Source organism: Trinickia camelliae (assembly GCF_053525655.1).
Map to the genome: position 1 here is coordinate 195,922 of NZ_JBCHAA010000012.1, position 20,011 is coordinate 215,932.

17 protein-coding genes are annotated in these 20,011 nt (G+C 63.7%); 8 read left to right on the forward strand and 9 right to left on the reverse strand.

All coding sequences use genetic code 11. From position 1 onward, the window contains the following. Window positions 1-25: 25 nt before the first annotated feature. Window positions 26-640 (reverse strand): 16S rRNA (guanine(966)-N(2))-methyltransferase RsmD, encoded by a 615-nt coding sequence (gene rsmD / locus AAHK20_RS20625; RefSeq protein ID WP_449183360.1) that lies wholly within the window; start codon window positions 638-640, stop codon window positions 26-28. 276 nt (window positions 641-916) lie between these two features. On the opposite strand from rsmD, the gene ftsY reads away from it, so the two are divergent. Further along, entirely contained in the window at window positions 917-2,044 is a 1,128-nt protein-coding gene (gene ftsY, locus AAHK20_RS20630) for a signal recognition particle-docking protein FtsY (protein ID WP_449183361.1), read from the forward strand. A gap of 97 nt (window positions 2,045-2,141) precedes the next feature. Here the strand turns inward: ftsY and maiA are convergent, their stop codons facing one another. Continuing rightward, the gene (gene maiA / locus AAHK20_RS20635; protein ID WP_449183362.1) at window positions 2,142-2,786 is read right to left on the reverse strand and encodes a maleylacetoacetate isomerase; all 645 of its coding nucleotides are present in this window, start codon (window positions 2,784-2,786) and stop codon (window positions 2,142-2,144) included. Window positions 2,787-2,818: 32 nt separating this feature from the next. After that, window positions 2,819-3,517, reverse strand: a complete 699-nt coding sequence (locus AAHK20_RS20640; RefSeq protein WP_449183363.1) for a fumarylacetoacetate hydrolase family protein — start codon at window positions 3,515-3,517, stop codon at window positions 2,819-2,821. Between the two features lie 175 nt (window positions 3,518-3,692). On the opposite strand from AAHK20_RS20640, the gene ybiB reads away from it, so the two are divergent. Further along, a complete protein-coding gene (ybiB, locus tag AAHK20_RS20645; protein WP_449183364.1) occupies window positions 3,693-4,670 on the forward strand; it encodes a DNA-binding protein YbiB in 978 nt (325 codons plus the stop codon). A gap of 398 nt (window positions 4,671-5,068) precedes the next feature. Next, the gene (leuA, locus tag AAHK20_RS20650) at window positions 5,069-6,724 is read left to right on the forward strand and encodes a 2-isopropylmalate synthase (RefSeq protein ID WP_449183365.1); all 1,656 of its coding nucleotides are present in this window, start codon (window positions 5,069-5,071) and stop codon (window positions 6,722-6,724) included. Between the two features lie 165 nt (window positions 6,725-6,889). Here the strand turns inward: leuA and AAHK20_RS20655 are convergent, their stop codons facing one another. Both AAHK20_RS20655 and AAHK20_RS20660 read right to left on the reverse strand, forming a co-directional pair. Beyond that, a complete protein-coding gene (locus AAHK20_RS20655; protein ID WP_449183366.1) occupies window positions 6,890-7,273 on the reverse strand; it encodes a nuclear transport factor 2 family protein in 384 nt (127 codons plus the stop codon). Between the two features lie 46 nt (window positions 7,274-7,319). Next, the gene (locus AAHK20_RS20660; protein WP_449183367.1) at window positions 7,320-7,883 is read right to left on the reverse strand and encodes an acyloxyacyl hydrolase; all 564 of its coding nucleotides are present in this window, start codon (window positions 7,881-7,883) and stop codon (window positions 7,320-7,322) included. Between the two features lie 361 nt (window positions 7,884-8,244). On the opposite strand from AAHK20_RS20660, the gene rpoH reads away from it, so the two are divergent. From rpoH to cydX, 5 genes are all read left to right on the forward strand, one after another. Further along, entirely contained in the window at window positions 8,245-9,180 is a 936-nt protein-coding gene (gene rpoH, locus AAHK20_RS20665; protein ID WP_449183368.1) for an RNA polymerase sigma factor RpoH, read from the forward strand. Window positions 9,181-9,509: 329 nt separating this feature from the next. Next, a complete protein-coding gene (gene cydP / locus AAHK20_RS20670; RefSeq protein ID WP_449183369.1) occupies window positions 9,510-9,797 on the forward strand; it encodes a cytochrome oxidase putative small subunit CydP in 288 nt (95 codons plus the stop codon). Continuing rightward, window positions 9,784-11,379, forward strand: coding sequence for a cytochrome ubiquinol oxidase subunit I (locus AAHK20_RS20675; RefSeq protein WP_449183370.1), 1,596 nt, complete (start codon window positions 9,784-9,786; stop codon window positions 11,377-11,379). The genes cydP and AAHK20_RS20675 overlap by 14 nt, the downstream gene beginning before the upstream one ends. Window positions 11,380-11,413: 34 nt before the next feature. Next, on the forward strand, window positions 11,414-12,550 hold the full coding sequence (gene cydB / locus AAHK20_RS20680; RefSeq protein WP_449183371.1) for a cytochrome d ubiquinol oxidase subunit II: 1,137 nt from the start codon (window positions 11,414-11,416) through the stop codon (window positions 12,548-12,550). Window positions 12,551-12,610: 60 nt separating this feature from the next. Then, entirely contained in the window at window positions 12,611-12,727 is a 117-nt protein-coding gene (cydX, locus tag AAHK20_RS20685; protein WP_449183372.1) for a cytochrome bd-I oxidase subunit CydX, read from the forward strand. Between the two features lie 235 nt (window positions 12,728-12,962). Here the strand turns inward: cydX and nagE are convergent, their stop codons facing one another. The 4 genes from nagE to nagA all read right to left on the reverse strand — a co-directional run bounded on the left by nagE (window position 12,963) and on the right by nagA (window position 19,600). Continuing rightward, on the reverse strand, window positions 12,963-14,726 hold the full coding sequence (gene nagE / locus AAHK20_RS20690) for an N-acetylglucosamine-specific PTS transporter subunit IIBC (RefSeq protein WP_449183373.1): 1,764 nt from the start codon (window positions 14,724-14,726) through the stop codon (window positions 12,963-12,965). 171 nt (window positions 14,727-14,897) lie between these two features. Continuing rightward, on the reverse strand, window positions 14,898-17,483 hold the full coding sequence (gene ptsP / locus AAHK20_RS20695) for a phosphoenolpyruvate--protein phosphotransferase (protein ID WP_449183374.1): 2,586 nt from the start codon (window positions 17,481-17,483) through the stop codon (window positions 14,898-14,900). Window positions 17,484-17,496: 13 nt separating this feature from the next. Further along, entirely contained in the window at window positions 17,497-18,504 is a 1,008-nt protein-coding gene (locus AAHK20_RS20700; RefSeq protein WP_449183411.1) for an SIS domain-containing protein, read from the reverse strand. Continuing rightward, window positions 18,497-19,600 (reverse strand): N-acetylglucosamine-6-phosphate deacetylase, encoded by a 1,104-nt coding sequence (gene nagA / locus AAHK20_RS20705; protein WP_449183375.1) that lies wholly within the window; start codon window positions 19,598-19,600, stop codon window positions 18,497-18,499. Before nagA ends, AAHK20_RS20700 begins: the two co-directional genes overlap by 8 nt. Window positions 19,601-20,011: the final 411 nt, after the last annotated feature.

Consider the following 20,011-nt stretch of genomic DNA (forward strand, 5'->3'; position numbering starts at 1 on the left):
CCCGGCGCCTGTTTTGGAACGCGCATTATTCATCATTTTCGCGTTGCAGCAAATGATAATGGACCGCCCCCGCCTTGCCGTGTCGCACGACCGTCCAGCCCGCGAGCGCTTCCGTTTCGCCGGGCTCGATCGGCACGCCCGATTCGACGTAGAGAAAGCCGTCTGCGCTGACGAGCGGCGTAGCCAGCTCGACCGCCCGGCCAAGGATATCGTCGCCGAACGGCGGATCGAGAAAGACCACGTCGAACGAGCCCGGCGCGAGACTCGCCGCGAGACGCAACGCGTCCGCTTCGGCGATTTCGATTGTTGCCGCGCGCAGGCGCGTCTGATTGGCGCGCAACTGCTGTGCCGCGCGCGCATTGCGCTCGACCATCACGACGCGCGCCGCGCCGCGCGACGCCGCCTCGAAGCCAAGCGCGCCGCTGCCCGCAAACAAATCGAGGCAGCGTTGGCCGTCGAGACGCTGGCCCAGCCAGTTGAAGAGCGTCTCGCGCACGCGATCGGGCGTGGGGCGCAGGCCATCGAGATCGAGCACGGGCAGCGGCGTGCGTTTCCAGTCGCCGCCAATGATACGGATCGTGTGCGGCTTGCCACGGTTCGATGTCGAAGCCGGTGCGCGCGAAGGGGAAGAACGGGACATGCGGATTCGAATTGGGGAGGTTTTTTCTAGGGCGGGTATCCGGCGGCGAACATCTTGCTGCGCAAATACCGCATACGTTCAAGGTAATCAACGTTACCACAGCGTCGCAGACACGTTGCCACGCCTGCGTCCGACCACATAACCGCACTCACCCCGCTGCCTGCGGACACGCCTGATAAAATAGCGGCCTTCGAGCCTCATTCGGCAGCCCGCGACCGCGCGCCGCCCGTCGCTGCCACGCGCACGTTCCGTCAAGCGCACTCACCACCATCGACCATGTTCAGCTTTTTTAAACGATTCAAGGGCTCGAAAGCGCCCGAAACCGCGCAGGACGAGTCTCTGGACACCCAGGAAGCCGACGCCGAGCAAGCGGAAGCGCCCAGCCGCGCCGAATTCGCGCCGCCTGCCGAGCCCAGCGACGAGCTGTACGCCGAGCCGCAAACGCAGGCCGAAGCCGCGGTCGAGACCGTTGAAATCGTTCCGCCTCCCGCCGCCGAGCCTGCTGCAAAGAAATCCTGGCTCGATCGGCTGAAGTCCGGCTTGTCGAAGACAAGCGCGGGGCTGACCGGCATCTTCGTCGGCGCGAAGATCGACGATGATCTCTATGAGGAACTCGAAACCGCGCTCTTGATGTCCGACGCCGGCGTCGAAGCCACCACCTATCTGCTCGAGGCGCTGCGCGAAAAGGTTCGCGCCGAGCGTCTCACCGACCCGCTGCAAGTGAAGGCTGCTTTGCGCTCGCTGCTCGTCGGCCTCCTGAAACCGCTTGAAAAATCGCTGATGCTCGGCCGCGCGCAGCCTCTCGTGATGATGATCGCGGGCGTCAACGGCGCAGGCAAAACCACGAGCATCGGCAAGCTCGCCAAGCATCTTCAGCGCTTCGACCAATCGGTGCTGCTGGCCGCGGGCGACACGTTCCGCGCCGCCGCGCGCGAACAGCTTGCGATCTGGGGACAGCGCAACAACGTCACGGTCGTCGCGCAGGAAAGCGGCGATCCGGCTGCCGTGATTTTCGATGCGGTAAGCGCGGCGCGCGCCCGCAAGATCGACGTGCTGATGGCCGATACGGCCGGCCGCTTGCCGACGCAGTTGCATCTGATGGAAGAGCTGCGCAAGGTGAAGCGCGTGATCGGCAAGGCGCACGACGGCGCGCCGCACGAGGTGCTGCTCGTCATCGATGCGAACACCGGCCAGAATGCGCTCGCGCAAGTGAAGGCGTTCGACGATGCGCTCAACCTGACCGGCCTCATCGTGACGAAGCTCGACGGCACCGCGAAGGGCGGCATTCTCGCGGCGATCGCGCGTCAGCGGCCGGTGCCGGTGTACTTCATCGGCGTAGGCGAAAAGGTCGAGGATCTGCAGCCGTTCAATGCCGAGGAGTTCGCGGACGCGCTGCTTGGTTGATCGCGCACGCTTGCGGTAACGAAAAAGGCCGGTTCATCGAACTGGCCTTTTTTACGCCCGCGTCCATGTCCGCGGGAGACGTGCTGTCAGCGTCGCGTCACTCTGCGTCCGGCTGCTTCTCAGGCGCCGCGTTCGCGAACGCTTCGAACTGCATCGCGTGATCGTAGATACGCTGGATCGTCGGATAACGCTGCGTATCGACGTTGAAGCGCTGCGCGTTGAACACCTGCGGCGCGAGACACAGGTCCGCAAGCGTCGGCGTATCGCCGAAACAGAACTTGCCGGTGCGCGAATCGTTCGCGATCCGTCCTTCGAATATCTCGAAGCCAGCCTCGATCCAATGCCGGTACCAGGCGTTCTTCGCCTCTTCGTCCACCTTGAGCTCGTGCTTCAGGTACTTCAGCACACGCAGGTTGTCCAGCGGATGGATCTCGCAGGCAATCTGCAGCGCGAGCGCGCGCACGTAAGCGCGGTCTAGCGCAGCACGCGGCAAGAGCGGCGGATTCGGATGCGTCTCTTCGAGGTACTCGATAATCGCGAGCGACTGCTGGATCTGGGCATCACCATCGACGAGCGTCGGCACGAGCGCATCCGGATTCAGCTTGCGGTACTCGGGCGTCAGTTGCTCGCCGCCCGATCGCAAGAGATGAATCGGCATGTAGTCGTACGGCAGATTCTTCAAATTCAGCGCGATGCGCACGCGATACGACGCCGAGCTGCGGAAATAACTGTATAGCTTCATCGAGTCTCCCTGGATCTGGTCTGCATACACGCTCAAACGACACGCACGCTGAAATCACCCAGACCGTCGACCCCGCCCTTCATCAAATCGCCCTTGACGACCGCGCCGACGCCCTCCGGCGTGCCCGTGAAAATCAGGTCGCCGGGTTTCAGCTCGAACAGCGTCGACAGATACGCAATCGTCTCCGCCGTCGACCAGATGAGCTGCGAAACGTCGGAGCGCTGCTTCTCTTCGCCGTTGACGGTCAGCCAAATCGCGCCATGATCAATATGGCCGACCTTGGACACCGGATGAATCGGACCGAGCGGCGCCGAGTGATCGAAGCCCTTCGCGGTATCCCACGGACGTCCGAGCTTTTTCGCTTCGGCTTGCAGGTCGCGCCGCGTCATATCGATGCCCAGGGCATAGCCGTAGACGTGCTCGAGCGCCCGCTCGGCCGCAATATCCTTGCCCGCCTTGCCGATCGCAGCCACGAGCTCCATCTCGAAGTGGACGTTTTTCGATTGCGGCGGATACGGAAATTCGCCCGTCGCGCCGGGCGAGACATAGAGAACCGCGTCGGCCGGCTTGCTGAAGAAGAACGGCGGCTCGCGGTCGGGGTCGTGACCCATCTCGCGCGCGTGCGCCTCGTAGTTGCGGCCAACACAATAGATGCGGTGCACCGCGAATTGCTCGCTGGACCCAGCGATCGGCACCGCGACTACCGGCGCGGGCGCAAACACGTAGCTCATTCCGTTCTCCGTCGTTCTTGAGTGAGCGCCGCACGAATGGCGGCGAAACAGGGAGTTTATAACTATCGTGCGAGTGCGTTGCGAGCATGCGATACTCGACGAACTTCCCGCATATCTCCAAATTGCAGTGGGCGGACTCGCGAACTTCGCGCGCCGCCATGCCGTTTCTTTCCCGATGACCGATACCGTCGACACCGCTCTCACCGCCCCCTTTCCGTGCGCCCGCTTCATCAAGGAGATTGGCCGCGGACCGAACGGCGCGCGGGCGCTGTCGACCGACGACACTTACGCGCTCTACAGCGCAATGCTCGATGGCCGGGTGTCGGATCTCGAACTCGGCGCGATCCTGCTTGCCTATCGCGTGAAAGGCGAAAGCGCCGACGAGCTGGCCGCGATGCTAACCGCCGCGCACGCTTCATTCGAGCCGGTGCACGTACACGACAGCAAGCATCTCGCCGTCTCGATTCCAAGCTACAACGGCGCGCGCAAACAGCCGAACCTCGTGCCGCTGCTCGCGCTCTTGCTCGCGCGTGAAGGCGTGCCGGTGCTGGTGCATGGCGTCAGCACCGACCCAGGCCGCGTCACGAGCGCCGAGATTTTTTCGCAGCTCGGCGTCGAGCCTGCGCGCACGCATGGCGAGATTGAAGATGCGCTCGCCCGCCGCCGCGTCGCGTTCGCGCCGATCGCGACGCTCGCGCCGAAGCTCGCTCGTCTGCTTTCGTTGCGCCAGATCATGGGCGTGCGCAACTCGACGCATACGCTCGTCAAGATTCTCCAGCCGTTCGCCCCGGCCGGGCTGCGGCTCGTGAACTACACGCATCCGCCCTATCGCGAGAGCCTCACCAAACTATTCAGCGACCATCCGGAAGTGGCAACCGGCGGCGCGCTGCTCGCGCGCGGCACAGAAGGCGAGGCGGTGGCCGATACTCGCCGACAAGTGCAGATCGACTGGCTGCATGACGGGGTCAGCGAAATGCTGGTCGCACCGGAGCGCTCATCGTCCGACGCCCCCGAAGTCGACCTGCCCGAAGCGCGCGATGCGGCAACGACGGCGGCGTGGATCGAATCGGTGCTGCGCGGCGAAACGCCGGTTCCGGCGGCCGTCGCCAAGCAAATCGACGTGATCGCGGGCGTCGCGAAACGCGGCGATTGAACGCACGCGGATTCACCCCTGGACAATTTTTGAGACGAATCAAAGGGTTGACACGCTGCAGCACGCTGACATAAAGTGTCCCCACTATGTGTTCCCCGCAGAACTCCCTCCGAATTACTTCCGGCCGCCTAGCGCGGTCGCTATCGCTACGTCTAGCGTAATTAGCCAGGCGTAGCACCGCGTGCGTTTTGCGCGGTCCTCCCAGCAGTTCTCAGCAGTTTCCGTTTCACCCCAAACGCAGTCCCTTTTACAACCTGTAGTCGTCAGCATTCGGCCGAATACCGTTCGGACGGATCGCGAGAGCCACCGCGGCGCAACGCTGTTGCGACGCGCCGGCAGAGTCAGCCAGCCGCTCGACCCGCCACCTCCCGCAGACGACCCGACGAACGAGGCTCACAATGCTCCGCAACCCCGCCGAAAAGTACCGTCCGTTCCCGTCTGTGCGTTTGACCGGCCGCAAATGGCCGAGCCGAACGATCGAGCGCGCGCCGATTTGGATGAGCACCGATTTGCGCGACGGCAACCAATCGCTGATCGAGCCGATGACCATCCCGCAGAAGCTCGAATTCTTCGAGATGCTCGTCGCCATTGGCTTCAAGGAAATCGAGGTCGGTTTCCCCTCCGCATCGCAGACCGACTTCGATTTCGTGCGCAAGCTGATCGAGGAAAAGCGCATTCCCGACGACGTCACGATCGAAGTGCTCGTGCAATCGCGCGAAGACCTGATCGCGCGCACGTTCGAGGCGCTCGAAGGCGTGCCGCGTGCGATCGTCCACCTCTACAACGCGATCTGCCCGTCGTTCCGCCGTATCGTGTTCAACGCGTCGAAGGATGAAGTGAAGGCGCTGGCCGTCGAGGGCACACGGCTTATCAAGGAACAGGCGGCCAAGCGCCCCGGCACCCACTGGATCTACCAATACTCGCCGGAGACGTTCAGCATGACCGAGCTGCCGTTTGCGCGCGAAGTCTGCGACGCGGTCGCGCAAGTCTGGCGCCCGACGCGCGATCACAAGATGATCGTCAATCTCCCCGCGACGGTCGAAGCCGCGACGCCGAACGTGTTCGCCGACCAGATCGAATGGATGGACCGCAACCTCGGCTATCGCGACAGCATCGTGCTGTCGGTGCATCCGCACAACGATCGCGGCACGGCCGTGGCCGCCGCCGAGCTCGCGCTGCTCGCAGGCGCGGACCGCATCGAAGGGTGCCTCTTCGGCAACGGCGAGCGCACGGGCAACGTCGACCTCGTCACGCTCGCGATGAATCTCTACACGCAAGGCATCGACCCGGGCCTCGACTTCTCCGATATCGACGCCGTGCGCCGCCTCGTCGAGCGCTGCAACCAGATTCCGGTGCATCCGCGTCATCCGTACGCGGGCGACCTCGTCTTCACCGCGTTCTCGGGCTCACATCAGGACGCGATTCGCAAAGGGCTCGCACAGCAAAAATCCGACGCGATCTGGGAAGTGCCCTATCTCCCGATCGATCCCGCCGATCTCGGCCGCAGCTACGACGCCGTGATCCGCGTCAACAGCCAGTCGGGCAAGGGCGGCACAACCTATCTGCTCGAGCGCGGCATGGGCTTCACGCCGCCGCGCCGCGTGCAAATCGAGTTCAGCCATGCCGTGCAAGACATCGCGGATCAGTCGGGTGAAGAAGTGTCGGGCGATGCGATCTGCGCGCTGTTCGCTCGCGAGTATTTCGAAACGCGCGGCCCGGCCGGTCGCGTCGGCGCATCGGCCGTGCATTGGCAGCATCGCGAGATCGCCGGCGCAGCGCAGCATGGAACGAGCGTCGACGGTGAAGCGCGCGCTCAGGCGATCGCGAGCGCGATGGCAACGGCTGCGGGCCAGGCCATCGAGGTGTCGTCGTACGAGAGCATGACGGCGGCGGATGGGCGTACGGCGGTGTTCGTCGGGTGCCGCGTCGGACAGCAAGCGGTGCGCTACGGCGTCGGCGTGCATGAAGACGTCGTGACCGCCATCGTCGATGCTGTCGTCAGCGCAGTGAATCGCGCCGACTGGCGCTCCGGCGACGAACGCGCCGCGGCGTAGTCACGGTCAATAAGCAAGACAGGCGGCAAGCGGTGCGATACATCCCGGCGGCGTAACATGCCGCCGGGATGAAATTGGATCGGGGATGCGCAAAACGCCCCAGGCAGCGATCCAAATAGTAAAGCGGCCTAAAAGACCGCTTTTCGAGCGAACTCACACTCAGGGTTACTCGACAGCGCACCGCGTGGCCTGCCACGCGACAAGGCGCCACTGCCCATCCTGCTGCGTCTGAATCGACGTATAGGCAATCGGAAACAGCAGCGCCCCGTTGTTCGCTTCCATTTCGATCAGCACGCGCCCCGTCACCACACACGTTTCGCGGCCGACCACCACGACATCCTGCGATTGGATTTCGATCTGCCGATAGCGGCGACGGCCCGCCATGATGGCGTCGATGAATTGCTGCTTCGTCTCGCGCTTGCCGTTCGTATGAACGAAGCTCACGCTCTCCGAAAGCAACTCTTCAAGCAACTGACCATTGCCGTCGACCATCGCGCGAAACCGGTCACGCTCCAGCCCGCGAATCGCCTCGATTACTTTTGCCGCCATCGCTCAGCTCCCATGGCCTCGAGGCGCCGCTGCACGGACACGCTCGTCAGAAGTTGTATTGCAGATAAATCTGGCTGAAATTTATACCAGGATTGGGTCGTTTGATATCAGCGTTGGAAACATGCTGAAAACGAAAGCCGGCCAAGTACTGCTGGCGGCTGCCGAACTGAGCGCCGATGCCGACCATGTCCGCAAACTGGAACGACGTCGAGAGCGTGTAAGTGCTTGAAATAGTGGGATGCGACAGGAATCGCACGCCGACGCCCGCCTCGAAAAACGGCCGGATCGCGCCGGAATCCTTAATGAAGCGGAACACGGGCGTCGCGCCGAATGCGTAGATATTGCTGTTGATATTCGCGCCGTCCGCGTGCCAATACTCGACGTGCGCTTCGCCGACCACCGTGAAGTGGAAGCCGCCGATGTACCACCAGTTCAAGTTCGGATCCCACACGAAACCGAGATCGGCTTTCTTGACATCGTGGTCAGCGATCCCGCCCCCGATTTGCACGCCGAACTGGTCGGCGGATGCGGCAGAACATGCGCCGCAAAGGGTCAGAAGTACGGCTCCCTTGAGCGCCAACGCGCCTCGCCAGGGCTTTCTTTTTTTCATCGAACACTCCAACTAATCAGTTGAACATGTGTGCCGAGGGATATTGCGACAACGGTTTCCAGCGGAAATCGATCTTATGTTACGGGAAATTTCTGATGCGCGTCATTTTGAGAATAAAATTCTTTCAAAACCGAAAAAAACAGTAGCCTTTACCACACCGTCAAACGATCCTTGCCCAATTTGCCCGAGGCACTCCAGGCCACAATCGGGTGTAACATCAGCTATCAAATCTTCATTTTCGATAGGAACTCGGACAACCCTACTCGCTCTAAGTATTAGCACTCGGTAACCTGGAGTGCTAACATCCACGCTGGAGTCTTTTCTGAGTAAGCATTTGTCTGATTCCAAAGGAGTTTTACCCGTGAGCAACGCAATGACCCTTCCGAGCATGTTGAGCCCGGCGCCTGCCAAGGCGGATTCGGCAGGTGCACTGACGCTCGCGCAATCCTCGATGCTGCCCGGCCAGCTCGGCAACATCGACGCCTATATCCAGGCCGTCAACCGGATTCCGATGCTCACTGCTGCGGAAGAGCGTCAATTCGCCACCGAATTCCGCGAGCAAAACAATGTCGACTCGGCGCGCCGGCTCGTCCTGTCGCACCTGCGGCTCGTGGTGTCGATCGCTCGCAACTATCTCGGCTACGGTCTGCCGCACGCCGACTTGATCCAGGAAGGCAACATCGGGCTGATGAAGGCAGTAAAGCGCTTCGATCCCGAACAGAATGTGCGCCTCGTCTCGTATGCGATGCACTGGATCAAGGCAGAGATTCACGAATACATCTTGCGCAATTGGCGCATGGTGAAAGTCGCCACGACCAAGGCGCAGCGCAAGCTGTTTTTCAACCTCCGCAGCCATAAGCAAGGCTTGAACTCGCTCACGCCGGAAGAAATCGAAGGGCTCGCCAAAGAGCTCAACGTGAAGCGCGAGGAAGTCACGGAAATGGAAACGCGGCTTTCGGGCGGCGACATCGCGCTCGAAGGGCAAGTCGAGGACGGTGAGGAATCGTTCGCGCCGATCGCCTATCTGGCCGACTCGCACAACGAACCGACCAGCGTGCTCGCCGCGCGCCAGCGCGACAAGCTGCAGACGGACGGCATCGCCCAAGCGCTCGAATCGCTCGACGCGCGCAGCCGCCGCATCATCGAGGCACGCTGGCTAAACGTCGAGGACGATGGCTCGGGCGGCTCGACGCTGCATGAGCTGGCCGATGAATTCGGCGTTTCCGCCGAACGTATTCGTCAGATCGAAGCGAGCGCGATGAAGAAAATGCGCGCCGCGCTGACTGCCTATTCATAATCCACCGGGCGCCGGATCCGGCGCTTTTCCGGTTCGCGGATAGAGAGCCCGCCGTCAAAAGACGGCGGGCTTTTTTTCGTCTGCCTTTTCCTCGATATCAACAGATGATTGCGCTGCGACAATAATCTCAAAAAAACTGCGGCATTTACGAAAGTTTCGCGACCGTTTGTCGCATCTGCCCCTTAAGGGTTATCCTCCCCATACCGTAATATTTCCTAAGGGTTTAGCCGAATCTGTCAGTAAACATATCTCGTCCGGTTTAAAAAGATTGCGAGCGGCATTAGGCAATTCCGATTGAAAAGGCAATGCAACATCGTCCCTAAACAATCATGACCACCATACTTTCCAATAAAAATACGCCGCATAGAGCGCGTCCGCCCACGCCGAAACGTGGCATCAGGGCACGCATTTCCGCCTGGGTGCACGGCCCGACGCTCGCACGCGACATCACCGTCGTGCTCGCGATCAAGCTCGTGCTCCTGATGGCGCTCAAATACGCTTTCTTCAATCACCCGCAGGCGGAGCACATGTCGATGTCTCCCGCCGCAGTCGCACAGGCGCTGCTCGCCGTGCCGGCGTCCTCTTCGTTCCAAGGAGCTCAACATGCTCAGCAGTGAAGTCGTCGACCTGTCGCGGCTGCAGTTCGCCGTCACGGCGCTGTATCACTTTCTGTTCGTGCCGCTGACGCTCGGCCTTTCCTGGCTGCTCGTCATCATGGAAGCGGTCTACGTGATGACCGGCAAGCAAATCTACAAGGACATGACCCAGTTCTGGGGCAAGCTCTTCGGGATCAACTTCGCGATGGGTGTCGTCACCGGCCTCACGCTCGAATTCCAGTTCGGCACGAACTGGTCGTATTACTCGCACTACGTGGGCGATATCTTCGGTGTGCCGCTCGCCGTCGAAGGGCTGATGGCCTTCTTCCTCGAGTCGACCTTCGTCGGCCTGTTCTTCTTCGGCTGGAACCGGCTGTCGAGAGTCCAGCACTTGATCGTCACCTTCCTAGTGGCGCTCGGCTCTAATCTCTCGGCACTGTGGATTCTCGTCGCCAACGGCTGGATGAACAATCCGGTCGGCGCCGAGTTCAACTACGAAACGATGCGGATGGAGCTCACGAGTCTGTTCCAGGTCGTGTTCAATCCTGTCGCGCAAGTGAAGTTCGTGCACACGGTATCGGCGGGCTATGTGACGGCGTCGATGTTCGTGCTCGGCATCTCGTCGTGGTACCTGCTCAAGAAACGCGACACCCAGTTCGCACTCCGCTCGTTCGCGATCGCCGCGGGCTTCGGCTTGGCCTCGACGCTGTGCGTGATCGTGCTCGGCGACGAATCGGGCTACAACACGGGTGAAGTGCAGAAGGTCAAGCTCGCCGCGATCGAATCCGAATGGGAAACCGTGCCCGCGCCGGCGGCGTTCACCGTGTTCGGGATTCCCAATCAGGAAGCGCAGCGGACCGACTACGCGATCCGTGTGCCCTATGCGCTCGGGATCATCGCGACGCGTTCGATCGATGAACAGGTGATCGGCCTCAAGGACCTGATCGTGGAAAACGAAGGCCGCATCAAGAACGGCATGATCGCGTACGGTGCGCTGCAGAAGATCAAGGAAGGCGATACGACCGACGCCACGCGCGCCACCTTCGACAAGTACAAGGACGACCTCGGCTTCGGCCTGATGCTCAAGCAGTTCACGGCAAAGGTGACGGACGCGACGCCGGATCAAATCCAAGAGGCCGCGAAGAAGACGATTCCGCCAGTCGCGCCGTTGTTCTTCTCGTTCCGCATCATGGTTGGCTTGGGGATTCTGTTCCTCGCAACGTTCATCGCGGCGTTCTGGTTCTGCGCCCGGCGCACGCTGCTGCATGACAACAAGCGCTGGTTCCTGCGCTGGGCCGTGTGGGCGATTCCGCTGCCTTGGCTCGCCGCCGAATTCGGCTGGGTGGTCGCTGAGCTCGGCCGTCAGCCGTGGACGATCGCCGGCATTCTGCCGACCCACCTGTCCGCGTCGAGCCTTGCCCCCAGCGACTTGTATCTGAGCATCGCCGGCTTCGTGGTGTTCTACACGGTGCTCTTCATCGTGGAGATCACGCTGATGTTCAAGTACGCGCGCCTCGGCCCGTCGTCGCTGCATACGGGGCGCTACCACCACGAACTCGGCGAGCACGATCGCGCTGCCCTCTCGGGCCGCACCACGGCGTAACGAGACACGCGTCTAACCAAGGGAAAGAATCATCATGGATTACGCAACCCTCAAGCTGATCTGGTGGGTGCTGATCGGCGTGCTGCTGATCGGCTTCGCGCTCACCGACGGTTTCGACATGGGCGCCGCGATACTGCTGCCCTTCATCGGCAAGACCGACGAAGAACGGCGCATCGTCGTGAATACGGTCGGGGCCACCTGGGAAGGCAATCAGGTGTGGCTGATCACGGCCGGCGGCGCGATGTTCGCCGCCTGGCCGCTCGTCTACGCTGCGTCGTTCTCGGGGTTTTACTTCGCGATGCTGCTCGTGCTGTTCTCGCTGTTCCTGCGGCCGGTCGGCTTCGACTATCGCAGCAAGCGCCCCGATCCGCGCTGGCGCAGCGCGTGGGACTGGGCGCTCTTCGTCGGCGGCTTCGTGCCCGCGCTCGTGTTCGGCGTGGCGTTCGGCAATCTGCTCGAAGGCGTGCCGTTCTCGTTCGACAGCGACTTGCGCGTCACGTATCACGGCGGCTTCTTCGCGCTGCTCAATCCGTTCGCGGTGCTGTGCGGGCTCGTGAGCGTGGCGATGCTGGCCGCGCACGGCGCGGCGTTCGTGAAGATGAAGAGCGATGGCGCGATCGCGCGGCGCGCCTCGGTCGCGCTGCGCATTGCGTCGCTCGCGGCGGTCGTGTTCTTCGTGATTGCCGGCGTGCTGGTGGCGACGCTCATCGGCGGCTACGAGATCACGAATCCCGCGCCGCTCGACGCCGTCGCGAACCCGCTCCTCAAAAACGCCGAAGCCGGCGCAGGCATGTGGCTCGCGAACTACTCGCACTATCCGTGGATGATCGTGGCGCCGGTCGCCGGCATCGTGGGCGGCCTCTTGGCGCTCGTGCTCGCCGGCTCGCGCCTCGAAAAGACGGCGTTCATTTCGACCGGCCTCATGATCGCGGGCGTGATCCTGACGGCGGGCTTCTCGATGTTTCCGTTCATCATGCCGTCGTCGCTCGATCCGAAGAGCAGCCTCACGGTGTGGGACTCAACGTCGAGCCGCTTGACGCTCGAGATCATGCTCGGCGCGGTGATCGTGTTCCTGCCGATCGTGCTGCTCTACACCGGCTGGGTGTATCGCGTGATGCGCGGCAAGGTCACGCATCAGGCGCTCGAGCAGAACAAGCATTCGATGTATTGAGGCGGCAGCGCGCAGCCACGCGCTGCGCGCGCCGGACATCAGATCAAAGAGGAGTGGATCATGTGGTACTTCAGCTGGATTCTCGGGATCGGCGTGGCGCTGGCGTTCGGCGTCATCAACGTGATGTGGCTCGAATCGGAGCAAGGCAACGAGCCTCCCAAACGCAAAGCGAAGTGACGTATCGGGTTTTCCGGTAAGAACGCGGTTAATGGCATTCAGGTACCGTTATCGTCAAATCAAAAAAAGCCCTCGTAAGTGACGAGGGCTTTTTTCTTCATGTCGTGAAAATCTGCCACCGATTAACCTGAAACAATAATTCCGATTAATTCAGCAGCCGAAATTCTCGCGATTCAAGCGCTATTTGATCGATTAAATAGCGCGAAAATCGCGTTATGGCGGCTAGCGAATCGCATTACGCCGGCTGAGGCGCCGCTCCACCCGTCGAAGGCAGGCGCGCCGTCAGCTGCTCCTCATAGCGCTTTGCCGCTTGGCCGCAGACGATGTGGAACGTATCGGCCGACACCCACGCGACGTCGAGCGATGCGAGGCGCGAGCGGTCGACTGCCGACGGATCACGCACCACGACGCGCAGGCGCGTCGACGCCACCGCGTCGAGCGACACGACGTTCGTCGCGCCGCCGAACACGGCGAGCCAGCGCGACGGTTCCGGATCGAGCGGGCCCGCCTCCGACGACGCCACCGCCGCAGCCGCAACCGCTGCCTTGGCGCTGCCCGCCGCCGCAATGCCGGCGTCACCGCTGCCGATTGCCGTACGAATTTCGTCGGCGATGATGTCCGCCTCCGGTCCGATGATCACCTGCACCGCGTTCGCGCCGCGCTTGAGCACGCCGCGCGCGCCGATCGTCTTCAATTCCGCTTCCGAGACCTTGTCCGCATCGGCCACCTGCAAACGCAGACGCGTCGTGCAAGCATCGACCAGCGTCAGGTTCGCCGCGCCGCCGAGCGCCGCGATATAGCGTTGAGCACGCGGCACGGCAGCACCGGCCGTCGGCGCAACGAAGCCGCCCGATGCGAACGATTCGACTTGTGCGTCGGCGGCGGCAGGCTCGCGGCCCGGCGTCGCCATGTTGAACTTGCGGATGAAGAAGCGGAACAAGCCGTAGTAGACGACCGCGTAGGCGATGCCGATCGGAATCGCCAGCCAGCCCTTGGTCGACAGGCCGTAGTTCAGCACATAGTCGATCGCGCCGGCCGAGAACGTGAAGCCGAGGTGAATGCCGAGCGCCGAGCAGATCGCGAGCGCCAGCCCCGTCAGCACCGCATGGATCGCGTAGAGCACCGGAGCGAGGAACATGAAGCTGAACTCGATCGGCTCGGTCACGCCGGTCAGGAACGACGTCAGCGCCATCGAGAACAGCAGGCCGCCCACCATCGCGTGGCGCTCCTTCGGCGCTTCGTGGAGCATCGCCAGACACGCGGCCGGCAGGCCGAACATCATGATCGGGAAGAAGCCCGTCATGAAGCCGCCCGCGGTCGGGTCGCCCGCGAAGAAGCGGTGCAGGTCGCCGGTCACGGCCGCGCCGCCGCCCGCCGGCGTGAACGTGCCGAACACGAACCACGCGAGCGAGTTGAGGATGTGGTGCAGGCCGGTAACGAGCAGCAGCCGGTTCAGCACGCCGAACACGAACACGCCGATCGCACCCGCCGTGGTGAGCCAGTGGCCGGCTGCGTCGATCGCCGCCTGCACGGGCTGCCAGACGTAACCGAACACGATCCCTAGCACCACGCAGACGAGCCCCGTGATGATCGGCACGAAGCGTTTCCCCCCGAAGAACGCGAGGTAGTCGGGCAGCTTGATGTCTTTGTATTTGTTGTAGAGCGTCCCCGCGACGATACCGGCGATGATCCCCGACAGCACGCCCATGTTGAGCTTGTCGTTGATGTCCTTCATCACCGCGATTTCGACGAGGTAGCCGATCGCCCCCGCCAGCGCCGCCACGCCGTTATTGTCCTTCGCGAAACCCACCGCCACGCCGATTGCGAACAGCAACGGCAGATTGTCGAAGATCGCACCGCCCGCATCCGCGATCATCTTGATGTTCAAAACGTCGGCCTGGCCGAGCCGCAGCAGAATGCCTGCGACCGGCAGCACCGCAATCGGCAGCATCAGCGCGCGCCCTAGGCGCTGCACTTTCAAAAATGGATTCGCGTCCATTGATTCCTCCAATCCTAATGTGTCTCGTCGTTGGGTCGTTGAGTCGATTGCTCTACTTGAATCTTGCGATTTCCAGCCTGACCGAAGCGTTCTTGGACAAACACCTGCCCTGCCCCAAGGCTTGTTGCGGCCTTGGGGAGCACGGCGCGATGCGCCAGGTTTAGGGAACGCTCAGTCGAGCGGCCAGATTTCGCGGCTCACTGCTCTTACCGCCTGTGCCGAATCGAGCGCCAGGGCATCCTGGGCGCGCTGGCGGCACAGTTGATAATCGAGGCGGCGCACACGCGCCTTGATGCCCGGCACGGAGACCGGGTCCACCGACAATTCCGTCACGCCGAGGCCGACCAGCAGCGGCACCGCGAGCGGATCTCCGCCGAGCGCGCCGCAAACGCCGACCCACTTGCCGTGCTTGGCCGCGCCCTTCACGGTCATGTCGATCAAGCGCAGCACCGCCGGGTGCAGACCATCCGCTTGCGCGGCGAGATCGGGCTGGCAGCGGTCCATCGCGAGCGTGTATTGCGTGAGGTCGTTGGTGCCGATCGACAGGAAATCCGCGTGCTGCGACAGCTGATCGGCAAGCAGCGCCGCCGACGGCACTTCGATCATCACGCCCACCTCGATCGGATCGGTGCGGCCCGCGGCGCGCGCGAACTCGTCGATGCGTTTTCTCAGTGCGATCAGTTCGCCCGCGTCGGTCACCATCGGCAGCAGGATGCGCACAGCGCCTTGCGGCTGCACGGCGATGAGGCCGCGCAATTGATCGTCGAGCAGATCCGGGCGCACTTGCGCGAGACGAATGCCGCGCAGGCCGAGCGCCGGGTTCGGTTCCGGCGGCAGCGTCAGGTAGTCGACTTCCTTGTCCGCGCCGACGTCGAGCGTGCGAATGATCGCGGTGCGTCCGGCGAGCGCGTCGACGATCGACTGATAGCTCTGGCGATGCTCGTCGATGGTCGGCGCCGCCTGGCGGTGGATGAAGAGCAACTCGGTGCGCAGCAAGCCAACCGCATCGGCGCCGTTGTCGACGGCGGTCTTCGCGTCGTCGAGCGTCGCGATGTTGGCCGCGATTTCGATCGCGCGGCCATCGCTCGTCACGGCCGCTTCCTGCGACGTGCGACGGTTCGCTTCGCGCACGCCGGCCAGGCGCTGGCGTTCGAGCCGAGCGCGTTCGACGTCGAGTTCGGTCGGCGCATATTCAAGGCGCCCCGCGCTCGCATCGACGACCACCTGCGTGCCTTCGGGCACCGCATGAAGCATGTCGCCAACCGCTACGAGCGCCGGAATCCCGATCTGCCGCGCGATGATCGCCGCATGCGAGGTGGCGCCGCCGCCCGCCATCACGAGGGCGGTGACGCGCGTGCGGTCGAGCGAGGACAGATCGGACGGCGTGAATTCCTGCGCGGCCAGCACCGTTTCTTCGGGCAGCGTGCGCGCCGTCGCGCTCGAGTAGCCGAGCGCGCGCAGCACGCGCTTTTCGATGTCGCGCAGATCGGCGGCGCGCTCGGCGAGCAGCATGTCTTCGACTTTCATCAGCAGCGCGATCTGCGCGCGGATCGCTTCGCGCCACGCGTAGCCCGCGCTCTTGCCGAGGCTGATGAGGTCGCGCGCGGCGTCGACGAGCGTCGGGTCTTCGAGCAGTACGCGGTGCACGGCGAAAATGCCCGCCTCGCCGACGGCGCCACGCTGCGACGCGTCGCGCACCGTCGTGTTCAGTTCGGCGTCGACCGTGGCGAGCGCCTTGTCGAGCAGGCGGCTTTCCGCCGCCGGTGTGCCGTTTGCCGCCTCGGGCGGCGCAAGCTCGGCGTCGTCCCAGCGCACGAGCTTGCCGACCGCGATGCCGGGCGACGCGCACACGCCTGCGAGCGTGTTCGGATCCAACGGCGCACCGGCCGGGCGTACCGCCTGGACCGGTGCAGGCGAGGCCGCGCGCGCCGGTTTTTCTTCGACTTCGCCATGCACTTCGCGCAACAGCTCGCACGCGACCGCATCGATCGCCTTTCGCGCCTCCTGCCCAACCGCGAGAATCTCGACCGTCGCGCCTTGGCCCGCGCCGAGTCCGAGCAGGCCGACGACGCTTTCGATCGGCGCGCGCTTGCCGTCATAGCGAACCTCGACGCGCGCATCGATCCCGCGCGCCGCTTCGCGCGCACGCGCGGCCGGCCGCGCATGCAGGCCGCCTGCCTGCGACAGCGTGATGTGACGGCGCGCCTCCTCCTGCACGATCGACGAAGCGTCGACGGCGCGCGTCTGAACGCCCGCCTTCGAGCGCAGCACGAGCAGCCTGGTCGCGCCCGCTTTCGCGAGCCCGCGCCCGGCGCGCTCCACGACGTCGAACTTATCCGAATTCGCAATCGCCACCACCGACACGAGGCTGTGCGCCGACTGCGCGACGGCGTCCTGATCGAACTCGATCAGCACATCGCCCGCGCGCACCTGCGCGCCCTGCTCGACCATCGGCGCAAAGCCCTTGCCGTTCAGATCGACCGTGTCGATGCCGATGTGCAGCAGCACCTCGGCGCCCTCGGGCGTCTGGATGGTCGCCGCATGGCCGGTGCGCGCGAGATGCATGACCACACCGTCGCAAGGCGCAACGAGCTTGCCTTCGAGCGGATCGATCCCAATGCCGTCGCCGAACATGCCGCCCGCGAATACCGGGTCCGGCACGTCCGCGAGCGGCACGACCGGGCCGGTCAGCGGCGCCAGCAAGACGATCTGGTCTTGGGAATGACTCATCAAACGGGACTCCTCGACACGTTCCATCCGACTTCTCGCTTCAGTGGGTTTCGGTGACTTTGTTCAGATGGCGCGGCGCATCGGGATTGCGTCCGCGAGCGGCGGCAAGGCCGGCGGCCATCACGTAGAACGACAGGATCGCGGTGATCGGATCGAGCGCCGTGTGGTTCGCGGACACGAGCGGCAAGGTCGCCTCGGATACATCGGACGGCGCGGCGAGCAGCACGCGCGCGCCTCGCTCGCGCATGTCGTGCGCGAGGCGAATGAGGCCCGCTTGTTCCGGGCCGCGCGGCGCGAACACGAGCAGCGGGTAGTCGCGGTCGATCAGCTCCATCGGACCGTGCCGCACTTCGGCGCTCGAGAACGCCTCGGCCTGGATGCCGGAGGTTTCCTTGAGCTTGAGCGCCGCTTCCTGGGCAATCGCGAGGCCGAGCCCGCGGCCGATCACGATCATGCGTTCGATGTCGCGCAGCTCGTCGATCGCGGCCGACCAGTCGAGCGCGCCCGCGCGCTGCAGCGTGTCGGGCAATGCACGCAGCGCGCCGAGCAATTCGGGATCGCGCTGCCAGAACGCGACGATCTGCGCGGACAGCGACAGCATCGCGATGTAGCTCTTCGTGGCGGCGACGGAAACTTCAGGGCCGGCCAAGAGCGGCAGCTGCCATTCGCACGCTTGCGCGAGCGGCGAACCATCGACGTTCACGGCGGCGACGGTGAGCGCGCCCGCTTCGCGCAACGCGGTCATCGTGCCAACGAGATCCGGGCTCTTGCCCGACTGCGAAAACGCCAGCGCCAATTGGCCTTGCACGCGCAGCGGCGCTTGCTGAAGCGTGGCGACCGACATCGGCAGCGACGCGACCGGCAAACCGATGCGGCTCATCACGAGGCTCGCGAAATAGCTCGCGGCGTGGTCCGAGCTGCCGCGCGCGACCGTCAGCGCGACATGGCGCGGCTCGGCGGCAAGCGTCGTGGCGAGCGACTCGACGCGCGCCGTATCCGCAAGCTGCGCGGCGACCGCGTCGGGACAGGCCAGCGCCTCGTTAAGCATATTCGACAATCGATTCTCCTTCGACATAGGTTGCGGTCAGCGTCAGCTCGCGATCGAACACGACGAGGTCGGCCCACGCGCCGCGCGCGATGCGGCCGCGGTCTTCGATGCCGAGGTAGTCGGCGGCGTGACGCGACATGCGATTCGAGACGTCGGCGATCGGCAAGCCGAGCGACACGAGGTTGCGCAGCGCCTGATCCATCGTCAGCGTGCTGCCCGCGAGAGTGCCATCGGCGAGACGCACGCCGCCGAGGCACTTCGTCACGTGCTGGCTGCCGAGGCGGTATTCGCCGTCGGGCATGCCGGTGGCGGAGGTACTGTCGGTGACGACATAAAGACGCGGGATCGCGCGCAATGCGGCGCGGATCGCTCCGGGATGGACGTGCAGCAGATCGGGAATGATCTCGGCGAACTCGGCATGCGCGAACGCCGCGCCGACGAGGCCGGGATTGCGGTGATGCATCGGCGACATCGCGTTGAACAAGTGCGTGAAGCCGCACGCGCCGCGCTTCATCGCCGCGACCGCATCGTCGTAGGTCGCGAGCGAGTGGCCGAGCTGCACGCGCACGCCGCGCGCGGCCATCTCCGAGATGATGTCGAGGTGCCCGGCGATTTCCGGCGCGAGCGTGACGACGCGGATCGGCGCGATCGACAGGTACTTCAGCACTTCGTCGAGCACGGCCGACACGGCTGCATCGGGTTGCGCGCCGAGCTTGCCGGGATTGATGTACGGGCCTTCGAGGTGCACGCCCAACACGCGCGCGCCGCCGAGCGTGCGCTGCCGCGTCACCTTGCCCAGCTCGGCAACGACGCTCATCAGCTCGTCGCGCGGCGCGGTCATCGTGGTCGCGAGCAAGCTCGTCGTGCCATAGCGCGCATGGGTGCGGGTGATGGTTTCGATCGCATCGCCCGACTCCATCACGTCGGCGCCGCCGCCGCCGTGTACGTGCAGGTCGATGAAGCCCGGCAGGATGTACGGTGCGTCGTTCGTCGACGGGTCGGCGGGCGTGCCGTCGATGGACTTGATGCGCCCGTTTTCGGATTCGAGCGTGCCGTGGATCCAGCCTTCAGTGGTGAGTATGTTTCCGGTCAGCATGAATATCTCTGATATGACGTGGTGCGGGGTCGGGCTAGCAAGCCGTTGGCATGGCGCTCGAGCTCATCGAGAGCCGCGCGCAGGGAATACCTCGCAAATATCGCGCATGCCATCGTTCAGATTAGGTGAGCGGGGACGAAATTTTCGTGAATTCCGCGGGTTCGGCGTGCTTGCTTTGACTACCACGTCGGAGCCCATTATATAACCACAATAGCACCAGTCAATTTACTGGTTCGCGGGCCGGGCAAATCGTCGCAAAGCCTTTGCCGGTATGCGTTCTGAGGCGCATATCTGCCTGTTTTTCTGGGTTTTTTGGGATCGGGATTTACCCGGATCCGAGCGCGGAAACGGGGTTCGTTGGGCTCCACTGGTCTGCATAGCATCCAGGAATGAGCCCACTATGTGATACCT

Bases quoted from the DNA above. Each gene is read 5' to 3' on its own strand.
- rsmD (WP_449183360.1), bottom strand. From the start codon at position 640: ATGTCCCGTTCTTCCCCTTCGCGCGCACCGGCTTCGACATCGAACCGT.
- ftsY (WP_449183361.1), top strand. From the start codon at position 917: ATGTTCAGCTTTTTTAAACGATTCAAGGGCTCGAAAGCGCCCGAAACC.
- maiA (WP_449183362.1), bottom strand. From the start codon at position 2,786: ATGAAGCTATACAGTTATTTCCGCAGCTCGGCGTCGTATCGCGTGCGC.
- AAHK20_RS20640 (WP_449183363.1), bottom strand. From the start codon at position 3,517: ATGAGCTACGTGTTTGCGCCCGCGCCGGTAGTCGCGGTGCCGATCGCT.
- ybiB (WP_449183364.1), top strand. From the start codon at position 3,693: ATGACCGATACCGTCGACACCGCTCTCACCGCCCCCTTTCCGTGCGCC.
- leuA (WP_449183365.1), top strand. From the start codon at position 5,069: ATGCTCCGCAACCCCGCCGAAAAGTACCGTCCGTTCCCGTCTGTGCGT.
- AAHK20_RS20655 (WP_449183366.1), bottom strand. From the start codon at position 7,273: ATGGCGGCAAAAGTAATCGAGGCGATTCGCGGGCTGGAGCGTGACCGG.
- AAHK20_RS20660 (WP_449183367.1), bottom strand. From the start codon at position 7,883: ATGAAAAAAAGAAAGCCCTGGCGAGGCGCGTTGGCGCTCAAGGGAGCC.
- cydP (WP_449183369.1), top strand. From the start codon at position 9,510: ATGACCACCATACTTTCCAATAAAAATACGCCGCATAGAGCGCGTCCG.
- AAHK20_RS20675 (WP_449183370.1), top strand. From the start codon at position 9,784: ATGCTCAGCAGTGAAGTCGTCGACCTGTCGCGGCTGCAGTTCGCCGTC.
- cydB (WP_449183371.1), top strand. From the start codon at position 11,414: ATGGATTACGCAACCCTCAAGCTGATCTGGTGGGTGCTGATCGGCGTG.
- cydX (WP_449183372.1), top strand. From the start codon at position 12,611: ATGTGGTACTTCAGCTGGATTCTCGGGATCGGCGTGGCGCTGGCGTTC.
- nagE (WP_449183373.1), bottom strand. From the start codon at position 14,726: ATGGACGCGAATCCATTTTTGAAAGTGCAGCGCCTAGGGCGCGCGCTG.
- ptsP (WP_449183374.1), bottom strand. From the start codon at position 17,483: ATGGAACGTGTCGAGGAGTCCCGTTTGATGAGTCATTCCCAAGACCAG.
- AAHK20_RS20700 (WP_449183411.1), bottom strand. From the start codon at position 18,504: ATGCTTAACGAGGCGCTGGCCTGTCCCGACGCGGTCGCCGCGCAGCTT.
- nagA (WP_449183375.1), bottom strand. From the start codon at position 19,600: ATGCTGACCGGAAACATACTCACCACTGAAGGCTGGATCCACGGCACG.